This is a genomic window from Caballeronia sp. GAWG1-5s-s (assembly GCF_023631445.1).
Taxonomy (GTDB): domain Bacteria; phylum Pseudomonadota; class Gammaproteobacteria; order Burkholderiales; family Burkholderiaceae; genus Caballeronia.
This window is the reverse complement of sequence record NZ_JALQDC010000033.1, coordinates 106,261-124,592: the sequence shown is the minus strand read 5'-3', so window position 1 is coordinate 124,592 and position 18,332 is coordinate 106,261. Positions and strand designations below refer to the sequence as shown.

General features: G+C 65.9%; 18 protein-coding genes. 9 read left to right on the top strand and 9 right to left on the bottom strand.

Annotated features, from left to right (window positions below):
* Positions 1–14: 14 nt before the first annotated feature.
* Positions 15–446, bottom strand: a complete 432-nt coding sequence (locus tag NCR34_RS24780) for an Hsp20/alpha crystallin family protein (protein ID WP_248323803.1) — start codon at positions 444–446, stop codon at positions 15–17.
* A 292-nt stretch (positions 447–738) separates the two neighbouring features.
* Here NCR34_RS24780 and NCR34_RS24775 point away from each other — a divergent pair, with 292 nt between their 5' ends.
* Both NCR34_RS24775 and NCR34_RS24770 read left to right on the top strand, forming a co-directional pair.
* The gene (locus NCR34_RS24775; RefSeq protein ID WP_248323802.1) at positions 739–1,773 is read left to right on the top strand and encodes an Acg family FMN-binding oxidoreductase; all 1,035 of its coding nucleotides are present in this window, start codon (positions 739–741) and stop codon (positions 1,771–1,773) included.
* A gap of 92 nt (positions 1,774–1,865) precedes the next feature.
* The gene (locus tag NCR34_RS24770) at positions 1,866–2,981 is read left to right on the top strand and encodes a PAS domain-containing sensor histidine kinase (RefSeq protein WP_248323801.1); all 1,116 of its coding nucleotides are present in this window, start codon (positions 1,866–1,868) and stop codon (positions 2,979–2,981) included.
* 151 nt (positions 2,982–3,132) lie between these two features.
* On the opposite strand, the gene NCR34_RS24765 is transcribed toward NCR34_RS24770, so the two are convergent.
* On the bottom strand, positions 3,133–3,372 hold the full coding sequence (locus NCR34_RS24765) for a hypothetical protein (RefSeq protein WP_248323800.1): 240 nt from the start codon (positions 3,370–3,372) through the stop codon (positions 3,133–3,135).
* A gap of 214 nt (positions 3,373–3,586) precedes the next feature.
* Between NCR34_RS24765 and NCR34_RS24760 the strand changes: the two genes are divergently transcribed.
* The 4 genes from NCR34_RS24760 to fnr all read left to right on the top strand — a co-directional run bounded on the left by NCR34_RS24760 (position 3,587) and on the right by fnr (position 7,267).
* Entirely contained in the window at positions 3,587–4,078 is a 492-nt protein-coding gene (locus NCR34_RS24760) for a universal stress protein (RefSeq protein WP_250501223.1), read from the top strand.
* Between the two features lie 123 nt (positions 4,079–4,201).
* Positions 4,202–5,557 carry a PAS domain-containing sensor histidine kinase gene (locus tag NCR34_RS24755; RefSeq protein WP_248323798.1) on the top strand — a complete coding sequence of 452 codons (1,356 nt, stop codon included), beginning with the start codon at positions 4,202–4,204 and terminating at the stop codon, positions 5,555–5,557.
* Positions 5,554–6,252 carry a response regulator gene (locus NCR34_RS24750; protein ID WP_248323797.1) on the top strand — a complete coding sequence of 233 codons (699 nt, stop codon included), beginning with the start codon at positions 5,554–5,556 and terminating at the stop codon, positions 6,250–6,252. The genes NCR34_RS24755 and NCR34_RS24750 overlap by 4 nt, the downstream gene beginning before the upstream one ends.
* A 190-nt stretch (positions 6,253–6,442) precedes the next feature.
* Positions 6,443–7,267, top strand: coding sequence for a fumarate/nitrate reduction transcriptional regulator Fnr (gene fnr, locus NCR34_RS24745; protein WP_248323796.1), 825 nt, complete (start codon positions 6,443–6,445; stop codon positions 7,265–7,267).
* Positions 7,268–7,277: 10 nt separating this feature from the next.
* Here the strand turns inward: fnr and NCR34_RS24740 are convergent, their stop codons facing one another.
* Positions 7,278–8,267, bottom strand: a complete 990-nt coding sequence (locus NCR34_RS24740) for a zinc-dependent alcohol dehydrogenase family protein (protein WP_248324228.1) — start codon at positions 8,265–8,267, stop codon at positions 7,278–7,280.
* The gene (locus NCR34_RS28250) at positions 8,267–8,743 is read right to left on the bottom strand and encodes a DUF1488 family protein (RefSeq protein ID WP_350029451.1); all 477 of its coding nucleotides are present in this window, start codon (positions 8,741–8,743) and stop codon (positions 8,267–8,269) included. Before NCR34_RS28250 ends, NCR34_RS24740 begins: the two co-directional genes overlap by 1 nt.
* An 81-nt stretch (positions 8,744–8,824) precedes the next feature.
* Here NCR34_RS28250 and NCR34_RS24730 point away from each other — a divergent pair, with 81 nt between their 5' ends.
* Together NCR34_RS24730 and NCR34_RS24725 are read left to right on the top strand one after the other, a co-directional pair.
* Complete coding sequence (locus NCR34_RS24730) at positions 8,825–9,199, top strand: c-type cytochrome (protein ID WP_248323795.1); 375 nt, start codon at positions 8,825–8,827, stop codon at positions 9,197–9,199.
* 22 nt (positions 9,200–9,221) lie between these two features.
* A complete protein-coding gene (locus tag NCR34_RS24725) occupies positions 9,222–9,653 on the top strand; it encodes a DUF3564 family protein (RefSeq protein WP_248323794.1) in 432 nt (143 codons plus the stop codon).
* A 15-nt stretch (positions 9,654–9,668) separates the two neighbouring features.
* Here NCR34_RS24725 and NCR34_RS24720 read toward each other — a convergent pair whose 3' ends face one another.
* The 5 genes from NCR34_RS24720 to NCR34_RS24700 all read right to left on the bottom strand — a co-directional run bounded on the left by NCR34_RS24720 (position 9,669) and on the right by NCR34_RS24700 (position 17,210).
* Complete coding sequence (locus NCR34_RS24720) at positions 9,669–9,983, bottom strand: hypothetical protein (RefSeq protein WP_248323793.1); 315 nt, start codon at positions 9,981–9,983, stop codon at positions 9,669–9,671.
* 134 nt (positions 9,984–10,117) lie between these two features.
* The gene (locus NCR34_RS24715) at positions 10,118–10,597 is read right to left on the bottom strand and encodes a hypothetical protein (RefSeq protein WP_248323792.1); all 480 of its coding nucleotides are present in this window, start codon (positions 10,595–10,597) and stop codon (positions 10,118–10,120) included.
* A 395-nt stretch (positions 10,598–10,992) separates the two neighbouring features.
* Entirely contained in the window at positions 10,993–13,311 is a 2,319-nt protein-coding gene (locus NCR34_RS24710; protein ID WP_248323791.1) for a heavy metal translocating P-type ATPase, read from the bottom strand.
* Complete coding sequence (locus NCR34_RS24705) at positions 13,308–14,426, bottom strand: AI-2E family transporter (protein ID WP_248323790.1); 1,119 nt, start codon at positions 14,424–14,426, stop codon at positions 13,308–13,310. The genes NCR34_RS24710 and NCR34_RS24705 overlap by 4 nt, the downstream gene beginning before the upstream one ends.
* An 84-nt stretch (positions 14,427–14,510) precedes the next feature.
* The gene (locus NCR34_RS24700; RefSeq protein WP_248323789.1) at positions 14,511–17,210 is read right to left on the bottom strand and encodes a cation-translocating P-type ATPase; all 2,700 of its coding nucleotides are present in this window, start codon (positions 17,208–17,210) and stop codon (positions 14,511–14,513) included.
* A 142-nt stretch (positions 17,211–17,352) separates the two neighbouring features.
* Between NCR34_RS24700 and NCR34_RS24695 the strand changes: the two genes are divergently transcribed.
* The gene (locus NCR34_RS24695; protein ID WP_248323788.1) at positions 17,353–18,291 is read left to right on the top strand and encodes a universal stress protein; all 939 of its coding nucleotides are present in this window, start codon (positions 17,353–17,355) and stop codon (positions 18,289–18,291) included.
* Positions 18,292–18,332: the final 41 nt, after the last annotated feature.

Here is an 18,332-nt window from a genome sequence, read left to right as displayed (position 1 = left end):
CTCGTCGATGGCGGTCAGTTGATCTTCAGGCGCTTCTGGTCGGCGGGCGCCTTTTTCGGCAGCGTGAGCGTGAGCACGCCGTCCTGGTATTGCGCGGTGGCGGCGGCATCGTCGATCTCGCTACCCAGCGAGAACGAGCGGCTCATCTCGCCCGAATAGCGTTCGCGGCGGATCACGCGCTCGCCGTCCTTCTGTTCCTTGTTGCGCTCGCTCTTTGCATGGATGGAAACGGTGTTCCGATCGATCTTCACATCGATATCCTTCTTGTCGACGCCGGGCAGTTCGGCCTTCACCTGATAGGCCGCGTCCGTTTCGCTGACGTCGAGCTTCACGTGGCTCAACGGCGTGTCGTCAGGCGAAAGGCCGCGTAGCGGCCGAAACAGGCCCTGAAACATCTCGGATACGGGTTCCATCGAAAAGGGATCGAAGCGCGTCATGTTGCTCACGGTTGTCTCCTTGAGAGCGAGGAAAGAAAGGGGACCGGCCCGAGCAGGGGTCGGTTCGGCACACCGTTAGGATCCCGCATGATTAATGCAGGAGCACGGAATCAGTCTACGTCGTGCGTGTCCGGCGCCATTGACCTGCATCAACCGACAGTGCGTTTCGCCGGCCGCGTTCATGCGGCGCACGTTCCGACTCTATGGACGCGTGGCCGGACGCCGTTGATCCATGTCAACCGTCCTGATGCGCCGTCTGCGACGATGACGCATCGAAGCGCATCTGCTTGAGGACGTAGCCATGCATCCGACCATTGCGACCGACGCCTGGGATATCGATGAGGCGTCCCTCTCACCGCTTGCCGGCGACGCCGCGAAACTGCACTTCGCGCTTCGCTATGCGGTGCTCGCGCCATCGAATCACAATGCGCAGCCGTGGCGTTTCGTCGTGGACGGCTCGAACGTGCTGCTCTATGCGGACCGTACGCGCTCGCTGCCCGTCATCGATCCGTTCGATCGCGAGCTCATCATTGCGTGCGGGGCGGCGCTCTTCAATCTGCGCGTCGCCATTCAACATGTCGGGCTGCGGTACGCGATCACGCTGTTTCCGGACCACTTCGACCCGGACGTGCTCGCGCACGTCCGTGTATCGCGCGAAGGGACGCACGACGGCGCGCTGGCCGCCCTGTTCGACACCATGACGCGGCGGGTGACGACCCGCGAGGCGTTCGACGCAAGCCCGATTCCGGCGGACACGCAAGACGCGCTCGTGCAGGCCGCGCTCGACGAAGGCGTCGATGCAGCCGCCATCGCATCGGCGCCGGCACGCGAGCACATCGCCGAACTTGTCGCACAAGCCGATCATCTGCAGTTTCACGATCCCCGCTTCCGGCGCGAACTGGCAAGCTGGATCCATTCGAGCCGGCGCGGCGACGGCATGCCCGGCTATGCAGCGGGCGTGAGCGCGCTGCTCGACTTCGCGACGCCGATCACCGCGTCGGCGATCCGAACGTTCGATCTCGGCAGCGGCGTGGCAGCCGTGCATCGCGAGCTCGCCGAGCATTCGCCGATGTTCCTCTGCATCGGCACGGGGCAGGACGATCCGTCCGCGTGGCTCGCTTCGGGGCAGGCACTCGAGCGCGTGTTGCTCACTGCGGTGTCGTTCGGGCTGACGGCGTCGTATCTGAATCAGCCGATCGAAACCGACTCTCTGCGCGACGCCGTGCGCAAGGAAGCCGGCATGAGCGCGCTGCCGCAACTGCTGCTGCGCATCGGTCGCGGTCCGCGCTGCGCGCATACGCCACGGCGCGCGATGTCCGATGTCGTCGTGTCATGAAAGGGAGCGTGCGCACGAACGCGTGACGAACAAATTCCCTGCGTCTACACTGGGAACCGGTAAATCGGGCAGCCTGCCACCGGAGATCCCAGATGCGCAGTTCTTGCGATTCGTCCACGTCAGCGGACCGCGCGCCGGCGGGCGACGAAACGGTCACTTCTGCCCTCACGACGGACGCGCACTTTCGCCTCCTGGTGGAGTCCGTCGAAGACTACGCAATCTTCCTGCTCGATGCGCAGGGCAACGTGGCGACCTGGAACAACGGCGCGCGGCGCATCAAGGGCTATGAGGCGCACGAGATCATAGGACGTCACTTTTCCGCCTTCTACCCGCCCGAGGATATCGCCGCGCGCAAGCCCCAAAAGGAACTGGACACCGCAGCGCGAGCTGGACGCGTCGAAGACGAAGGCTGGCGCGTTCGCAAAGACGGATCGCGCTTCTGGGCCAACGTCGTCGTCACCGCGCTGCGCGACGAAAAAGGGGAGCTAATCGGATTCGCGAAAGTCACGCGCGACATGACGGACCGCTTGCGGCTCGCGGAGCTTCAGCATGCGCGCGATCTGTCCGCGCATGTTCAGGCTGCGCTCGAAGACGAGCGGACATCCATTGCGCGCGAACTGCACGACGATCTCGGTCAACAACTTGCGTCGCTCAAAATGCAGATCGCGGCGCTCGATGCGCAGCGCGACGGCGCAGGTTTCGCCCGCCATTCGCTTCGCGACACGCAGGGCATACAGGCGCAGATCGACACGGTCATTGCTTCCGTGCGGCGCATCGCAGCGGGTCTGCGTCCGCCGGTGCTCGACGATCTCGGTCTCTTCGCTGCCATCGAATGGCTCGTCAGCGACTTCCGCCGCCGCTATGGTCTTGACGTCACGCTCGACGTCTCGGGCGATGAAGTCGGCTTTGGACCGGACGCGTCCACGTCCGTCTTTCGTCTGGTGCAGGAAGCGTTGACCAATGTGGTTCGGCATGCCGACGCGAGCAAGGTGCGCATTGCGATACGGTGCGCGGAAGACCGCTACACGTTGACGATTCAGGACGACGGCCGCGGGGCCAATCTCGCCGGGCCACGCGCTGCCAACGCCTTCGGTCTGCTCGGCATGGGCGAGCGCGTGCGGCAACTCGGCGGCGTCATTGCGTTTCAGAGCAGCCCGGGCGAGGGCTTTCGTATCAGCGTCGATCTTCCGCTCAACGGACTCGCCTGAAGCGGCGGCCGATGAATGGCACCATGCGACGTATGAAGCAGGAACACGCCGATCGCAGCGATCGCGAGGCTCGTTGCAATCAGCGCAACGCTCGCGCGGCTTGTGGACAAATTGTTATTTAGTCGTACGTATCACATAGATGCGACCACCCCTACACCGCAATCGTCTTCGACGTCTTGAGTCCGATCCACATCAAGCCTTCTCGCAGTCCGGCCAGCAACGCATCGCTCTCGCTGACGTACGTCGATGCGTGTTTGAAGCGGTGAGCGAAACGCCCGCCCTCCACGTTCGGATGTTCGAGGCCGATCGAGCACATGAAGCCTCGCGGCGTCTCCTCCGTCTGGCAGGTGACGACCCACTGCGCGGCTTCCACTCTGGCTTTGAGCGACATGTTCGTTCTCCGTTGGACGCTTTTCACTCTATGCGCCGCGCCTTTGGGCGCGTTTGCGTCAGATCAAAGGAATCACGCGCCGAACGCCGCCTTGCGCCGGCTTGATCTGCATCAAGGGCGGGCGAGCGGCGGCCGGTAGAGTCGGGCGCAAGGAACGAATCGTCATTCCGATGCCGCGCTCGACGCGACTGCGATTACCCGCCACGAGGCCGCCATGTACACCCGCATTCTTGCCCCCATCGACGGCAGTCCCACGTCCGCGCACGCGTTCGACGAAGCCTTGAAGATCGCGCGGGACAATCACGCCGCACTGCGGCCGCTCTTCGTGGTGGACCTGCAGCCGGTCTCCTATGACGTCGCCGCCACCTTCTATCCCGACATGCGCGAGGCCATGATGGAAGAAGGCCGGCGCCTGACCTCGGAAGCCGCGAAGCGCATGGATCGCGAAGGGGTCGAGGGAACGCCGTTCATCGGCGAAGTCCAGTTGACGGGCGACGACATCGCCCAGCGCATCTGTCACTGCGCGGAAGATTTCGGCGCCGACCTCGTGGTGATGGGCACGCATGGCCGTCGCGGCTGGCGGCGCCTGGTGCTCGGCAGCGTGGCCGAACGCTTCGTGCGGCTCTCGCGCTGGCCCGTGTTGCTCGTGCCGGGACGCGATGCCGAGGAACTCGCGAGACGCCAGGCGGCTGCCGCCAGCGATTGAGACCGCGAAAGCCTGCGCGTGCGTCGGCGGGGCATCGGCGATAATGCATTCACAACGCGCTTACTGGCACCGCCCGGTCTGGCTCGAATAGCGCGACCGCGCGGACTTTCGCATCAGGCCGATATGACCAACAACGTAGGCCCGGATTCCGTCACGGCATCGGCTGCTTCGGCAGGTCGTGTCGTCGCGCTCGCGACCGCTCTCATCGCCGGCGCGATACTCTTTGCGGCGTGGTGGGCCGTCGTTCGAAGCACGCTGAGCGCTTCGGTCCTTACGCCGCGCGTCACGGCATTGCTCATCGCGAGCGGACTGGCTAACGCCGCGCTGCTCGCCTGCCTCGTCTACGTCGTGCTCCTCATACGCCGCCGCGCGGCCGGTGTCGCGCCCGCGTCGGCTACATTGCCGCAGGCGCGGCTCGACGGCATCATTCGCTCGACGACCGAAGCCATCATCACCGTCGATGCGCAGCAGCGCATCGTGCTCTTCAATCCGATGGCCGAGCGCGTGTTCCGCTGCCCGGCGAGCGAGGCCATCGGCGCGCCGCTGTCGCGCTTCATCCCCGAGCGATACCGCGCGGCGCACGAGGAACAGGTCCGGCGTTTCGGTCAGACGGGCGTGTCCGACCGCCAGATGGGCGCGCAGCGCGTGCTCTACGGCCTGCGCGCGGACGGCGAGGAGTTTCCCGTCGAGGCATCCATCTCCCAGATCGACGATATCGACGGCAAGCTCTTCACGGTCATCCTGCGCGACGTGACTCAGCGCGTGCAGGCCGAGGCCGAACTGCAACGTTCGCGCGAGGAACTGCGCGCGCTGTCGGCTAATCTTCAGCACGAGCGCGAAAAGGAACGGACGCGCATCGCGCGCGAATTGCACGACGATGTCGGACAAACACTGAGCGCGCTGAAGATGGACGTCGCCGCCCTCGAAGCGCGGCTGACTGCCAGCGCCGCTCAGCGCGACGACGTGGCCGGCCAGCTCGCGCGCATGCGCAGTGCGATCGACGGCAACATCGCTTCGTTGCGGCGCATAGCCGCTCATCAGCGGCCCGTCATGCTCGATGATCTCGGACTTGCCGCCGCCATCGACTGGCTCGTCGACGACTTCACGCAACGGCAGGGCATCGACGTGGAATGCGAGTTCGGCACGGGCGAGATCGCCTTCAATGCGGACGCAGCGACCGCCGTTTTTCGTATCATTGAGGAAGCGCTCGACAACGTCGTGCTGCATGCCCGCGCGAGCCGCGTGAAGCTCTCGCTCGGCGCGGATCATGCCCATTGCGTGCTGCGTGTCGAAGACGACGGCGTGGGCGCGCCCGCGTTACCCGGCGCGAACAGCAAGTCGTTCGGCCTGCTCGGCGTGCGCGAGCGCGCGAACGCGCTGGGCGGCACGGTATTGATCGAATCGAACCCGGACGACGGCTTCGCGCTGACTGTCCGGCTGCCGCTTGCCGCCGTGAGCGAACAGGAATCGCAACCATGACGATAAAGGTGCTGATTGCGGACGACCATGCGATGGTGCGGGAAGGCTTGCGCCATATCCTCGACAATGCGCGCGGATTCGAAGTCGCAGGCGAAGCGAGCGATGGCGCGAGCACGCTCCAGCTCGCGCGCTCGACCGATGCGAACGTGCTCGTGCTCGACCTGTCGATGCCCGGCCGCCACGGGCTCGACCTGCTGAAGCAGATCAAGGAAGAACGGCCCGCGCTGCGCATCCTCGTGCTCACGATGCACGCCGAACAGCAATACGCGGCGCGGGCGTTCAAGGCTGGGGCGTCGGGTTATCTGACCAAGGAAAGCGCGAGCGCGGAACTGGTTGCGGCGCTCGCGAAGGTCGCGGCGGGCGGCGCGTATGTCAGCCTCGCCATGGCCGAGCGCATGGCGCAAAGCCTCGCCGAACCGGCCGACGCGCTTCCGCATCAGCGCCTGTCCGACCGCGAGTTCGACGTGTTCCGGCGGCTGTGCGCGGGCGAATCCATCAACGAGATCGGCGACGCCCTGTACGTGAGCGCGAAGACGGTCAGCACGTATAAAGCGCGCATCCTCGAAAAAATGAACATGCCGCACGAGGCCGCGCTCGTGCGTTATGCCGTGCGGCACAAGCTGCTGGACGACGACACGGACGACAGCGACGCGAGCGACGCGAGCGGCGCGAACGACGCAAGCCGCGACGTTTGAGCGAGAGGCTTGTCAGGATTTCCCTACACCGCTTCGGAAACGCCTACCGAACTTTCCACGCGCGCCGATATATTTTTGAGATGGCGCGGCAAATAATTCGATGCATCAACCAACCGTTGCGCATCTAGGCTGTCGGGCCTTGCGATCGAAGCTGGCACGCGTGCGCGAATCGAGTTCGACAGGAGGCGTCATGTTTCAGGTAAGCGATGGCAGAACTGCTGCGTCACCCGCAACGGCACCGGCCTCGCGCCGCGTGTATCAGATCGCCCATTCAACCCATTTCACCCGTTCCGCCAATAGCGCCGATCGCGCCGGCTGCGACATCAAGCACAAGTCCGTACGCTGTTCGACCTGCTCGATGCAGCGCGTCTGCATGCCGAGCGGGCTCACGCCGGATGAATCCGCGCGTCTCGATGCCATCATCTGCTCGACGCGCACCGTGCGGCGCGGCGAATCACTCTACCGTTGCGGCGACGCGTTCCAGAGCCTTTATGCGGTGCGCAGCGGCTGCTTCAAGACCGTGGTGCTGCACCGCGAAGGACAAGAGCAGCTCACGGGCTTCTACCTCGCGGGCGACGCGCTCGGACTCGATGGCGTGAGCTCGGACCACCACAGTTGCGATGCGATCGCGCTCGAAGACAGCGTCGTATGCATCATTCCTTTCGACCTGCTGGAACTGCTCTGCCGCGAAGTCAAAGCCATTCAGCATCATGTGCACCGGCTGATGAGCAGCGAGATCGTGCGCGAATCCAGCCTGATGATGTTGCTCGGCACGATGACGGCCGAGCAACGCGTCGCGGCCTTCCTGCTGAACATCTCGACGCGCATGAAGGCGCGCGGTTATTCGCCGGCGCAGTTCGTGTTGCGCATGACGCGCGAGGAAATCGGCAGCTATCTCGGGCTCAAGCTGGAAACCGTGAGCCGCATGTTCTCGAAGCTCCAGAAAGCCGGCGTGGTCGATGCGCGCGGCAAGGACGTACGCATTCTGGATCAGGCGGAACTGGAAAGCGTGTGAACGAATGCGCTCACGCCGCGATGCGCAGCACCGCGGCGCCGACCATGCGACCTTCGCGAAGATCCGACAGCGCGCGGTTCGCGTCGGCGAGCGGATAGACGGTCGTTTGCAGATGGAGCGGGATGGACGCCGCGCGCTGCATGAATTCCTGACCGTCGGCGCGGGTCAGATTCGCCACCGACACGATGCGCCGCTCGCCCCACAACAGGGCATACGGGAACGCCGGAATATCGCTCATATGGATGCCGCCGCACACGACGATGCCGCCCTTCGCCAGCGCCGCGAGCGCCGCGGGCACGAGCGCGCCGGATGGCGCGAAGACGAGCGCGGCGTCGAGTTCATCGGGCGGCCGCTCATCGCTGCTTCCGGCCCACGCCGCGCCGAGCTGCATCGCAAGCGCTTGAGCGGCGCTGTCTCGCGCGCGCGTGAACGCGTAGACAGTGCGGCCCTCGTGCCGGGCGATCTGCGCGACGATATGCGCCGCCGCGCCGAAGCCGTAAATGCCGATGCGCCTCGCATCGCCCGCCATCTTGAGCGTCCGGTAGCCGATGAGTCCCGCGCACAGGAGCGGCGCGGCTTCGACGTCGCCGTAACGCGACGGCAGATGCAGACAGAAGCGGCTATCCGCGACCATTCGTTCGGCGTAGCCGCCGTCCAGCGTATAGCCGGTGAAGCCGGGGCTGTCGCACAGATTCTCGCGGTGCGTCGCGCAATAGGTGCAGTGGCCGCAAGTGTGCCCGAGCCACGGCACGCCCACGCGGTCGCCCACGACAAAGCCGTCCACGCCCGCGCCGATCGCGGCGACGCGGCCGACGACTTCGTGCCCCGGAATGACCGGCCGTTTCGGATGCGCCAGTTCGCCATCCACGACATGCAGATCCGTGCGGCACACGCCGCACGCGATGACATCCACGAGCAGTTGCCCCGGACCTGCGACGGGATCGCCGATATCGGCGGCGCGCAGTAGCGGGGCGGTTCCGTCGTAGAGCATGGCACGCATCATTTGGCTCCGTGCGTATGGGTTCCGTGATAGGCGCTTTCCGCGCGAGCGGCGGGTGCATCGTCCGGCAATCTCCAGGCTCGATGCCGCTGTATCCGCAGCGTGCCGCCATCGTCGAAACGGAAATAGCCGCTGCGCAGCATGACCGGCCTGCGTCCCACGCTGGTCAGCAATTGCTCGGCGGCGCCTTCTATCGCGACGCGGCCGAGTTCGAACGCGTGCCGCAAGTCTTCTTCACGCGACGACGCCGCGCCGAAATGATCCTCCAGGGCCTCTGCCGAGATGGTACAGGGAATACGCTGTCCGTCGACATACGCAAGGAAGGTGAGAGCGGGCTCGTCGCCTGCATAGATGGGAGCGCTTTGCGAAAACGTGATGTTCATGGTGATGTGCCTCGCACGGGATGAGGAAAGCGGCGCCGGCTCGCCGCCCTTCGATCGCGATACATCTATCCATGTTCGCTTGCCCGCGCCCACGACGCTTGATGCAGATCAAGCGGCCCGTGCCGCGCGACCGCATCATCGTCGTGTGTGTTCACTCGGGTCCATTGCGCCGCCATGCTCACTCACATCGCCAACGCGCGCGCCAGGCGAGCCGCCCGCGCCCGTCACGCGCTTTCCATCGGCTTCGTCGCGGGCGTGCTGCTGAGCGCCGCGCCCGCGCTGGCGCAGACGGATGCAAACGCGCTCGTCGATCAGCACCACTGCATGTTCTGTCATACCAACGATTCGCCTTTCCTCGCGCCCTCGTTTCAGCAGATCGCGGAGCGCTATCGCGACGATCCGAAAGCGCAGGCGATGCTCGAACACAAGGTGCGCGTGGGCGGGCGCGCGCACTGGGGCGACATGGCGATGCCCTCGCCGCCCGAGCGCGGCGGGTCGATTTCGGCCGAAGATGCGCATGCGCTCGTGCAATGGGTATTGCGCCACTGAGACGGCCTCCACGGAGAGCGACATGCGTATCACGCTCAAACTCGATGCTTTCGATCACGCCGCGCAACCGGCGTTTGCCGTGCTGTGGATCGACCGCGAACGCGGCCGCTGGTCGCGCGAGGCGCACGAGCGCGTCGAATTGCCGGCTTGGGGCACATGGGAATCCGCGCGCGAAGGCACGTTGCTGCGGGATTCGGGCAGCATCACGCCGCTCGTTTTGCTGCACGGGCTCGTGCTCGCTGCCCTGCCGAAAACGACGGGCGTACCCCGCGAGATGCAGCAAGGCCGCGCCGAATCTCTGGCTTCGCGCGGCAGCAGTTCAACGCCTGCCAAGGTATTCGGACATTGGCATATCCAGTGCATTGACTGCGAGACGACGGTTCCCGAGCACGAACTCTTCTCGGACGAAGAGGACGCCGCGCCACCGGCCGGCCTGGGCTTCAGCGCAACGTAGAAAAGGCATCCGTCGTCAAGATGCCGGCGAAGACACGCACCGTTGCTTCAGCAGGCCCACGGCATTGTCGAACGCATGGTGAATCGCGATGCTCAAGTCCGCGTCGGTACTGCTCGCCACCGGCAGTAGATCGAACTCGCGCGTGATGAGATCGAGGCGCGCATCGAAAACGCGCTGGCCCGACGGATCGCGGTAAGCCTCGACCGTCAGATGGCAATTGGCGATGTCCTTCGCCAGCCGCTCCAGCCGCACGAGTTCCACGCCCGCCTCGCGCTCCGCGTCGTTGGACCCCGCGAATCCGAAATACGCAATCTGCAATCCGAGGCCCATGATCGTGCTCTCCCACCTTCTTTGCAAATGCCGGCGCGCCGGTGAACGCCCTGTCCGAACGCTGAGATGGTGGCGTCAGACCATCGTCCGTTATTCGCGTCGAACGCGCTTGACTCATATCAAGCAGCGCGCTGTCATGCTGCGTCGTCAGGCAAGCTTGAATCGGGTTCGACGACATACTTCCTGAAGTTCATCTCGATGCTGCGAATCTGGCTCGCGCAGCTCGAATACAGCCAGCCCGGGCCGCCGTCCATGCCGTACATGCCGCGGCACATGCCCCTCAGGCTGATGCGCGCCCGGTCGCCGTCGAAGCCATTGCCGGCCGCCGGCGTGCGCGTCGCCCAAAGATAAACGACGCCTGCTTCGAGCGGACGCCCTGTCTCGATGCTCGCCGCGTCCGCGCGACGGATGCGCGTGGCCGAATGACGCGCCACGTACTGCCGCGTGCGCTCCCAGCGCGCCGTGCATTCATCTCGACCGGTGCATTCGACCGACGCAAACTCTCTTGCTTCTGCAAGCCGCGGCTCTGTCTCCCTGAAACGATTCCAGCGCGCGTCGGACGAACACGCGGCCACCCTCAGCAGCAACGCCGCATAAAGCATGCGGTAGGTCATATCGCGCTCCATGTGCGATCGTCGTGACGCGAAACAACCCTATCGCGATGCAGCGCGGTAGTGTTGATCTGGCTCAGTGGACGGTCATATGCCGGTGCCGAGGCATCACGCACTGTTCGCAACGGAGGCTTTGACGCCGCCTCACCGCCAGATCAATCCGCGTTTTTCCATATCACACACGTGAGCACCGCGAATGCAATGACGATCACCGCCACCATCGCGATGGTCGCTATTCCGAGGATCTTGCTCATCGCATTTGCTCATGGAGTCATCGTTGCGAGCGCTTATGTTAAGAGCGCGTCGACTGGTCTCGTTTGATGCAGATTAAGCAAGCGGCTCTCGATAACGATACAGAGGCAGCGCACATGTCATTCGTGTCGCTCGATTCGGCGCCGTCAGACATCCTCCTCCAGGCTGTAAAAGAGCTCATCCTCCTGCGCACAATGAACCCGCACGATTTCATCGAGCGCAAAAAGAAGACGCTGCATCTCCTTCCTGGCCGGCCCGTCATTGTCGTCAGCCGGAAGATCAGCCGCCAGTCGCCGGAGCTGAAAAACAAGGCGAAAAATCTCGCGATGGCTGCCGCTCAGTGCGGCCATCGGATCGTCGCCCGCGAGGCGCTCTGCGAGATACGGGTAAAGGTGCACGTCGTCGCGCTCTTCGTGAGGCAGAAGCTCGCGCGTGAGACGCTCGTTGATCCTCTCGAGTTCAGCCTGCACCGAGGCGCCGGGCAACTCGGGCAATTGGTAGGCAATGCGTCTGAGTTCGTCGAGCAACGGTTCGATCTCCGAATGCGCCGCGCGCAAGCGGTCCGATTCGCCGGGCGGCAGCGCCTTCATGCCGCGTGCCCGCGATGTGGTTCGCAATGCCCGCAGCGCATTGCCTATGACGGCAACGTCGATCAGTTCCTGCAGCACCGCGCCTTCCAGCGGCCTCAGCAGGCCTAACGCCGCCACGATCATCGCCGCGATCGACAGACCCATGCCGGTCATCACGCACTGCACGGCAATGCGGCGCGACGAGCGCGCGATGCGCAGCGCATCCACGAGGCGATCGAGCCGGTCGGCGAGCAGCACGACGTCGGCCGCCTCCGCCGATGCCGCGACGCCGCGCGCGCCCATCGCGATGCCGACGTCCGCTGCGGCAAGCGCGGGCGCATCGTTGATGCCGTCGCCGACCATCGCCACGACCGCGCCCTTCTGCGCTGCCTGAATGGCCGCGAGCTTGTCCGCCGGCGTCTGTTCCGCATACACCTCCGTCACGCCGAGGCTCGCGCCGATGGCTTCGGCGACATCGCGCCGGTCGCCCGTCAGCATGCCGAGCCGCGCGATGCCGGCCTGCCGGAGCAAGCGCAATGCTCTCGGCGTATCGAGGCGCACATCGTCGGCGAGCCACAACGCGCCGGCCATGACGCCGTCGATATCGACGAAGAGCGACGAACCGCCTTCGCGTCCGAGACGGCGCAGAAAAACCGCGCTCCACGACGCCGCGGGCGCGCCGGCCGCCGCATGGCCGAACGAGCCTATGACCACGCGCTTTCCGTCGACGTTGCCGCTCACGCCCGCCCCGGCCGATTCGACCACTTCCGTCGGCGCGGTAAGGCGCATGCCCCGCTTGCGGGCGGCGAGCGTCACCGACTCCGCCACGACATGCGGCGAAGCCTGCGCAAGCGACGCAGCCATATGCAGCACGAAGTCGGACGCGAAACCTTCGCTGCACTCGACGCGCACGAGTTTCGCCTGCCCGCTCGTGAGCGTCCCGGTCTTGTCGAAGAAGAGCGCCTGCGTGCTCGCGAGGCGTTCCAGCGCGCCGCCGTCCTTGATCAGCACGCCGCGTTTCGCGCAGGCGGAGATGCCCGAGACGATCGCCACCGGTACGGCAAGTATCAGCGGACAAGGCGTCGCCACGACGAGCACGGCCAGCGCCCGAACGACGTCTCTCGTGACAATCCAGACGCCGCCTGCCAGGATCATCGTCAACGGGACGAACAGCAGCGCATAGCGGTCCGCGAGCCGCACGGCGCGGCTTCGCGACCGCTGTGCCGTCTCCACCATGCGGACGATGCCCGCGAAGGTGCTGTCGCGTGCCGTGGCCGTGGCGATCATCTCGAACGGCGCGCCGGCGTTGATGATGCCGCTCCTGACCGCGTGCCCCGCGCTGCGCGTCGTGACCGCGGACTCGCCCGTCACGGCGGATTCGTCGAGCGCGGCTTCGCCGAGCAGCGTGCCGTCCACCGGCACGCTTTCGCCCGCGCGCACGAGCAGCCGGTCGCCGGGGCGCGCCGCCTCGGGCTCGATACGCCGCCATTCGCCCGCTTGGAAACGATGCGCCTGTTGCGGCGCGCGGCTCAGAAGCGCGGACAAGGCCTTGCGCGCGCGGTTCTGCGCGAAGCCTTCGAGCGCCCCGCCGCTTGCGACCATCAGCGAGATGATGGCAGCGGTCAGTGACTCGCCGACGGCCGCCGCCACGCATATCGAGAGCAGCGCGAGGATATCGACGCCCGGCTCCCGGCGACGCAGCGCACGCACGATGGACACCGACAGCATGACAAGCGCCGGCAGCGTGGACGCGAGCCAAAGCAAGCGCGCAACCTCGATGCGGCCAGCGATATGCGAAATCCCCCCGGCCGTGAGCAGCAGCGCGGTGACCGAGACCACCGTGAATTGCGTGGCACGCGGTGTCGGGATGACGCGATGCATGGCTTTGTCGCTCATGGCTTGCCTGCCTTTGACCGGCGCCGCAGCATCGGGCGTGCGGCGGCCGGCGCCCGTCGATGCGCCGCTGGACATGTTCGAGCACATCGGCGAAGGTCAAAGCGCGGCGAGGCCATCGCGTGCTCACGAATCAGCAAGCGCAGCATTTCCGCCACCAGAGGCCCGATGAAGAGGCCGATCGGCCCGAAGGCCGCTGCGCCGCACACGACCGCCGCTAATGCCAACGCAAACGGCATCCGCACGGCATTGCCGATGACGAGCATTCGAATCACGTTGTCGATGGAGCTGACCACGAGCGCGCCCCACAAGAGCAGGCCAGCCCCCGCCCATATCCTGCCCTCGATGAGAAGGACCACACCCGTCGGCAGCCAGACCAGAAGCGCACCGAACGGCACCAGTGCGGCGAGAGCGGTCAAGATGGTCAGCAAGACGGGCTCATCCACGCCCGCCGCCCAATAGCCGGCTCCCGCCAGCACCGCCTGTCCCGTTGCCGTCGCGGGCACGGCTATCAGCACGGCGCGCGCGACGGCTTCGAGCGACGCGAGGTATTCGTCGAGTCTGCCGCCCATGCTCCGGCGAGCGACATCGCGGGCACGGACCGACAGCCATGCGCCGTATCGATAGACGAAGTACAGCGCCAGCAAGGTAAAGAAGAACTGGAACGCATTGCGGCCGACCAGTCGGCCCATTGCCGGAAGATTGCGCATCCAGTCGCCGCCGAGCGGAGGAACCTCGTCCCTGCGTGCCGGCAACTCGCGAATCAAAGCGGCCAGATCTTCGCCGATGACAGGCACCCCGGCGGCCAACGACGCGACGCGCTCGGGCTCGCGCCCGCTCCACGAGGACAAGCGAAGGCCCAGTTCGAGCGTCTCGTGCGTGAGAGGCACCGCGACGGCCAACGCAATGCCTGCGGCCGCCAGCGCCAGCAGCAGGGTCGCCGTCAATGCGCTCAGGGTTGCCCGGCCGCGCAGCAACCGGAGGACGCAGCGGTGTATCGGCCATGTGGCATAGGCGACGATGAGCGCCCATAGAACGGGCTGCACGAACGGACGAACAAGCATGACGCCGAGCGCGAGGATCGCGATGGCGGGCAGCCACGATGCATCGAACGGCATCCTGTTTCTCATCGGCGCGCCATCCCGTCATGCGCTGGCGCTTGCAGAGCGCAGCATCTGCGAACGCGACGCCGGCCGAGAGTGTCAGAAAGGCGCGTCATGCCGCGACGTCCTTCCCGCGCTTTTGCGGAACAGATGGTGCCGCGCGAGGTACTTTTCGAACTCGACGAGCGCGAGCACGACACTCGACACCGCGAGCGACACGGCCAACTGCCACGCGTCGAGCGGCGCGGTGTGCAGCATGTCGTTGAAAAACGGCATATAGATCGCCGCCATCTGCAATGCGACGGTCAGGCATACCGCACCCGCGAGCGCGCGGTTCGAGCATAGCCCGAGTTCGAACACCGACCGGCGCGCCGAGCGGATGCCCAGCACCAGACCCATCTGCGAAAGCGACAACACCGTGAATGCCATGGTCTGCCATTGCGCCTGACCCGCCGCCAATGCGCACGCCTCGGTGCCCAGTGTCAGAAGCGAAATCGCCAGCGACACGCCGACGATCCGTTGCCACATGCCGCCCGCGAAAAGGCTCTCGCGCGGCGGCCGCGGCGCGCGCCGCATGATGTCCGGCTCGGCGGGTTCGGCAGCGAGCGCAAGCCCCGGTAGTCCGTCCGTCACGAGATTGATCCACAAGATCTGGATGGGCAGCAAAGGCATCGGGAGCCCGAGAAGCGGTCCCGCTGCGATCACCAGCAATTCCGCCGCGTTGCCCGTCAGGGCGTAACGGATGAACTTCGTCACGTTGTCGTAGATCCGCCGTCCTTCCTCGATGCCCGCGACGAGAGTGCCGTAGTCGTCGTCGAGCAGGACCACGTCCGCAGCCTCGCGCGCGACGTCCGTGCCGCCCTTGCCCATCGCTACACCGATGTCGGCGCGGCTCAATGCGGGCGCGTCGTTGATGCCGTCACCGGTGACGGCCACGCAGCGCCCGCGCGTCTGCAAAGCCTCGACGATACGGATCTTCTGCGCCGGGTCCAGCCGCGCAAACACGCTCACGCTTTCTATCCTGCGCACGAGTTCGTCCTGCGATAGCGCGTCGAGCTCCGGCCCCGTGACAAGCGACTGCCCCTGCGACATGATGCCGAGCGACCGGGCGATGGCACCGGCCGTCAGCGGATGGTCGCCGGTCATCATCACAGGAACAATGCCGGCGCGCCTGCACATGTCGACCGCCTGCGGTGCGCCCGGCCGCGGCGGGTCCTGCATGCCCAAAAAACCCAAAAACACGTGACCGGTTTCGATCCACGCCGCCGTGGAGTCCATATCGGCGCCGGCGTTCGCTTCGCGCTTCGACACGGCTATCAGCCGTTGACCGTCGGCGGCCATGCGCGCAGCAATGGCGAGCTGCGTGGCCCGGTCGAGCGGGCCTGTCGAACCGTCAGTGGTGGCATCGCAGCGAGGCAGGACGGCTTCAGGCGCGCCCTTCATGTAGGCCGTCAAGCCGGACGATGTCCGGTACACCACGGTCATGCGCATGCGACTGGAGTCGAACGGCAGTTCGATGCTGCGCTCGCCCGCTTGCAGGAAGGCCTCATTGAGACCATGAGCGTCCAGGCCCGCCTCGCGCGCGGCTCGCCAGATCGCGACTTCGGTGGGATCGCCGAGCCACTTGCCGGTTTCGGCATCGCGCTCGCCCGCCTCCTCGCCGCAGGCAAGCGCCGCTGCATAAAGGAGCGACCGCGCGTCGGGACCGAGCGAATGCGCATCGCCTTGCGTGAATGGGATGCAGCTTCCGTCCGGCAGCCCCAGTTCGACGACGCGCATGTCGTTGAGCGTGAGCGTGCCGGTCTTGTCCGTGCAGACGTGGCTGACCGAGCCGAGGGTTTCGATTGCGGCGAGATTGCGCACGAGGGCTCGTCGCCGCGCAAGATTGCGCGCGCCCAGAGCGAGCATGACAGTCAGCACCGTGGGCAGCGCCTCGGGAATCGCCGCTACCGCGATACTGACCGAAGTCAGCAGCATCAGCGAGACGGCTTCGCCGCGCGCGACGCCCATCGCAAAGATCGCCACGCACGTGAGCGCAATGGCGATGCCCAGCTGGCGCCCGAACGCGGCCAGCCGCTGCTGTAGCGGCGTGCGCGGCGGCTCGATGCGTCCGAGCAACGCGACGATCTTGCCTAGCTCCGTGTCCGTCCCGGTCGCCACCACGATGCCGCTGCCGCGCCCGGACGCGATGCTGGTTCCCATATACGCCATGTCGCGGCGCTCCGCGAGCGGCGCGTGCTCGGCAATCGGGGCAGCCGACTTGTCGACGGCAAGCGATTCGCCCGTCAAGGCAGACTCATCCGTGCGCAGTTGTATCGATTCGACCAGCCGGATATCCGCAGGCACGCTCGCGCCTGCTTCCAGGCACGCGAGATCGCCCGGAACGACTTCGGTCGCGGGAATAGTGAGGCGCTCGCCGTCGCGCACCACCGTCGCGCGCGATGCGCCCAGCTTCCTCAACTCGGCCATCGCATGCTCGGCGCGAACGGTTTGCATCAGACCGATTGCGCCGTTGACGAGCACCAGCGCGGCGATTGCCAACGCCTCTCGCACATCGCCCGTTGCGCCAGCGATGCACGCGGCCACCAGCAGCACGATGTTCATGTAGTCGCGAAACTGCCCGCCGATGAGCGACAGCAACGAGCGAGGCCGCTCGCGGATCGTCTCGTTCGGACCGTGCCGCGACAGACGTCGTGCCGCTTCGTCGCGCGAAAGTCCGTCGCGCGCGTGCGATGCGAACGCCAGCGCGACATCTTCGGATGTCCGCTCATGCCACGGTCCGGTCGCGATTTCAGTCATGCGGGCTTTCTCGATGTGAGGCACAGCGTCTTCGCACATGATGCGCCCGCAGCGCCTCGCCTTCGGCTGACCTGGATCAAGCGACGTGCACGCGCGAAGTATCAACATGGGTGTCGCCGCCCGACGACTCGATGGAATCGACATGACTGACACCGCCGAACGGGCGCCCCGCCCGCGCAGAGTGCTGATCGCACTCGACAGTTCACCCGCTTCGGAGAATGCGCTCGCGTATGCAGGCAAGTTCCTCCCGGCCGGGGCGTCCATCCGCATCCTGAGCGTGCTTGCGCAGTGCAATGCGGCGCTGCCGGTGCCCGACCTCGTGCGCCACTCTCTGCACGAGGCCCGCGGCAGTGCCGTGACGGACGCGCGCGAGATGCTTCGCCGTTCCCAGAACGCGCTACGCAACGCAGGGCATCACGTGGAAACGGTGTTGCTCGAACTGTCGGACGGCCGGAACAACGCGCAGGCGATCGCGCAGGAGGCCGAAGACTGGAACGCGGACCTGCTCGTGATTGGCGCACATCAGCATCACGGCCTGCTCCGCTGGATCGAGGGCAGCACGGCCGAGCCGCTGGCCGCCAACCGGAGGCTGCCGGTTCTCGTCGTCCCCGAGTCGTTCGACGCAACCGGGGCGCACGAGCCAAGGCGCATTCTCTTTGCGGTCGACGGTAGCAGCGAAGTCCTTCCGGCATTGCGCTTCGGCGCGGGCCTCGCTTCATCCGCAACGCATCTTCGGGCGATTCATGTGATCGACAAGGCCATGCGCATGACCAATCCGCTTCCGTTCTCACTGCTCGAAGAAGCATTCGACGAGGACGCGCGAGCAGCGAAATCCATGGCGCGACGGGTGTTTTCGAACGCGCCCGGCGAGACCAGTTTCGAAGTGCTCAGCACGTGCGAGTGCCGGGACGATGTTGCGCACGCGATCGTGCGCGAGGCAGACGCGTGGCGTGCCGACCTGCTGGTCATGGGCACGCATGGCCGCCGTGGCGCGGCGCGCTGGCTGCTCGGAAGCGTGGCGCGCAACGTCGCAAGAATCACGCACACGCCGCTTTTGCTTGTCAACCAAGTGCCGCGGTAAGGCGTATCGCTAGTCAGCGGGTATCGAGATCACGCGACGAA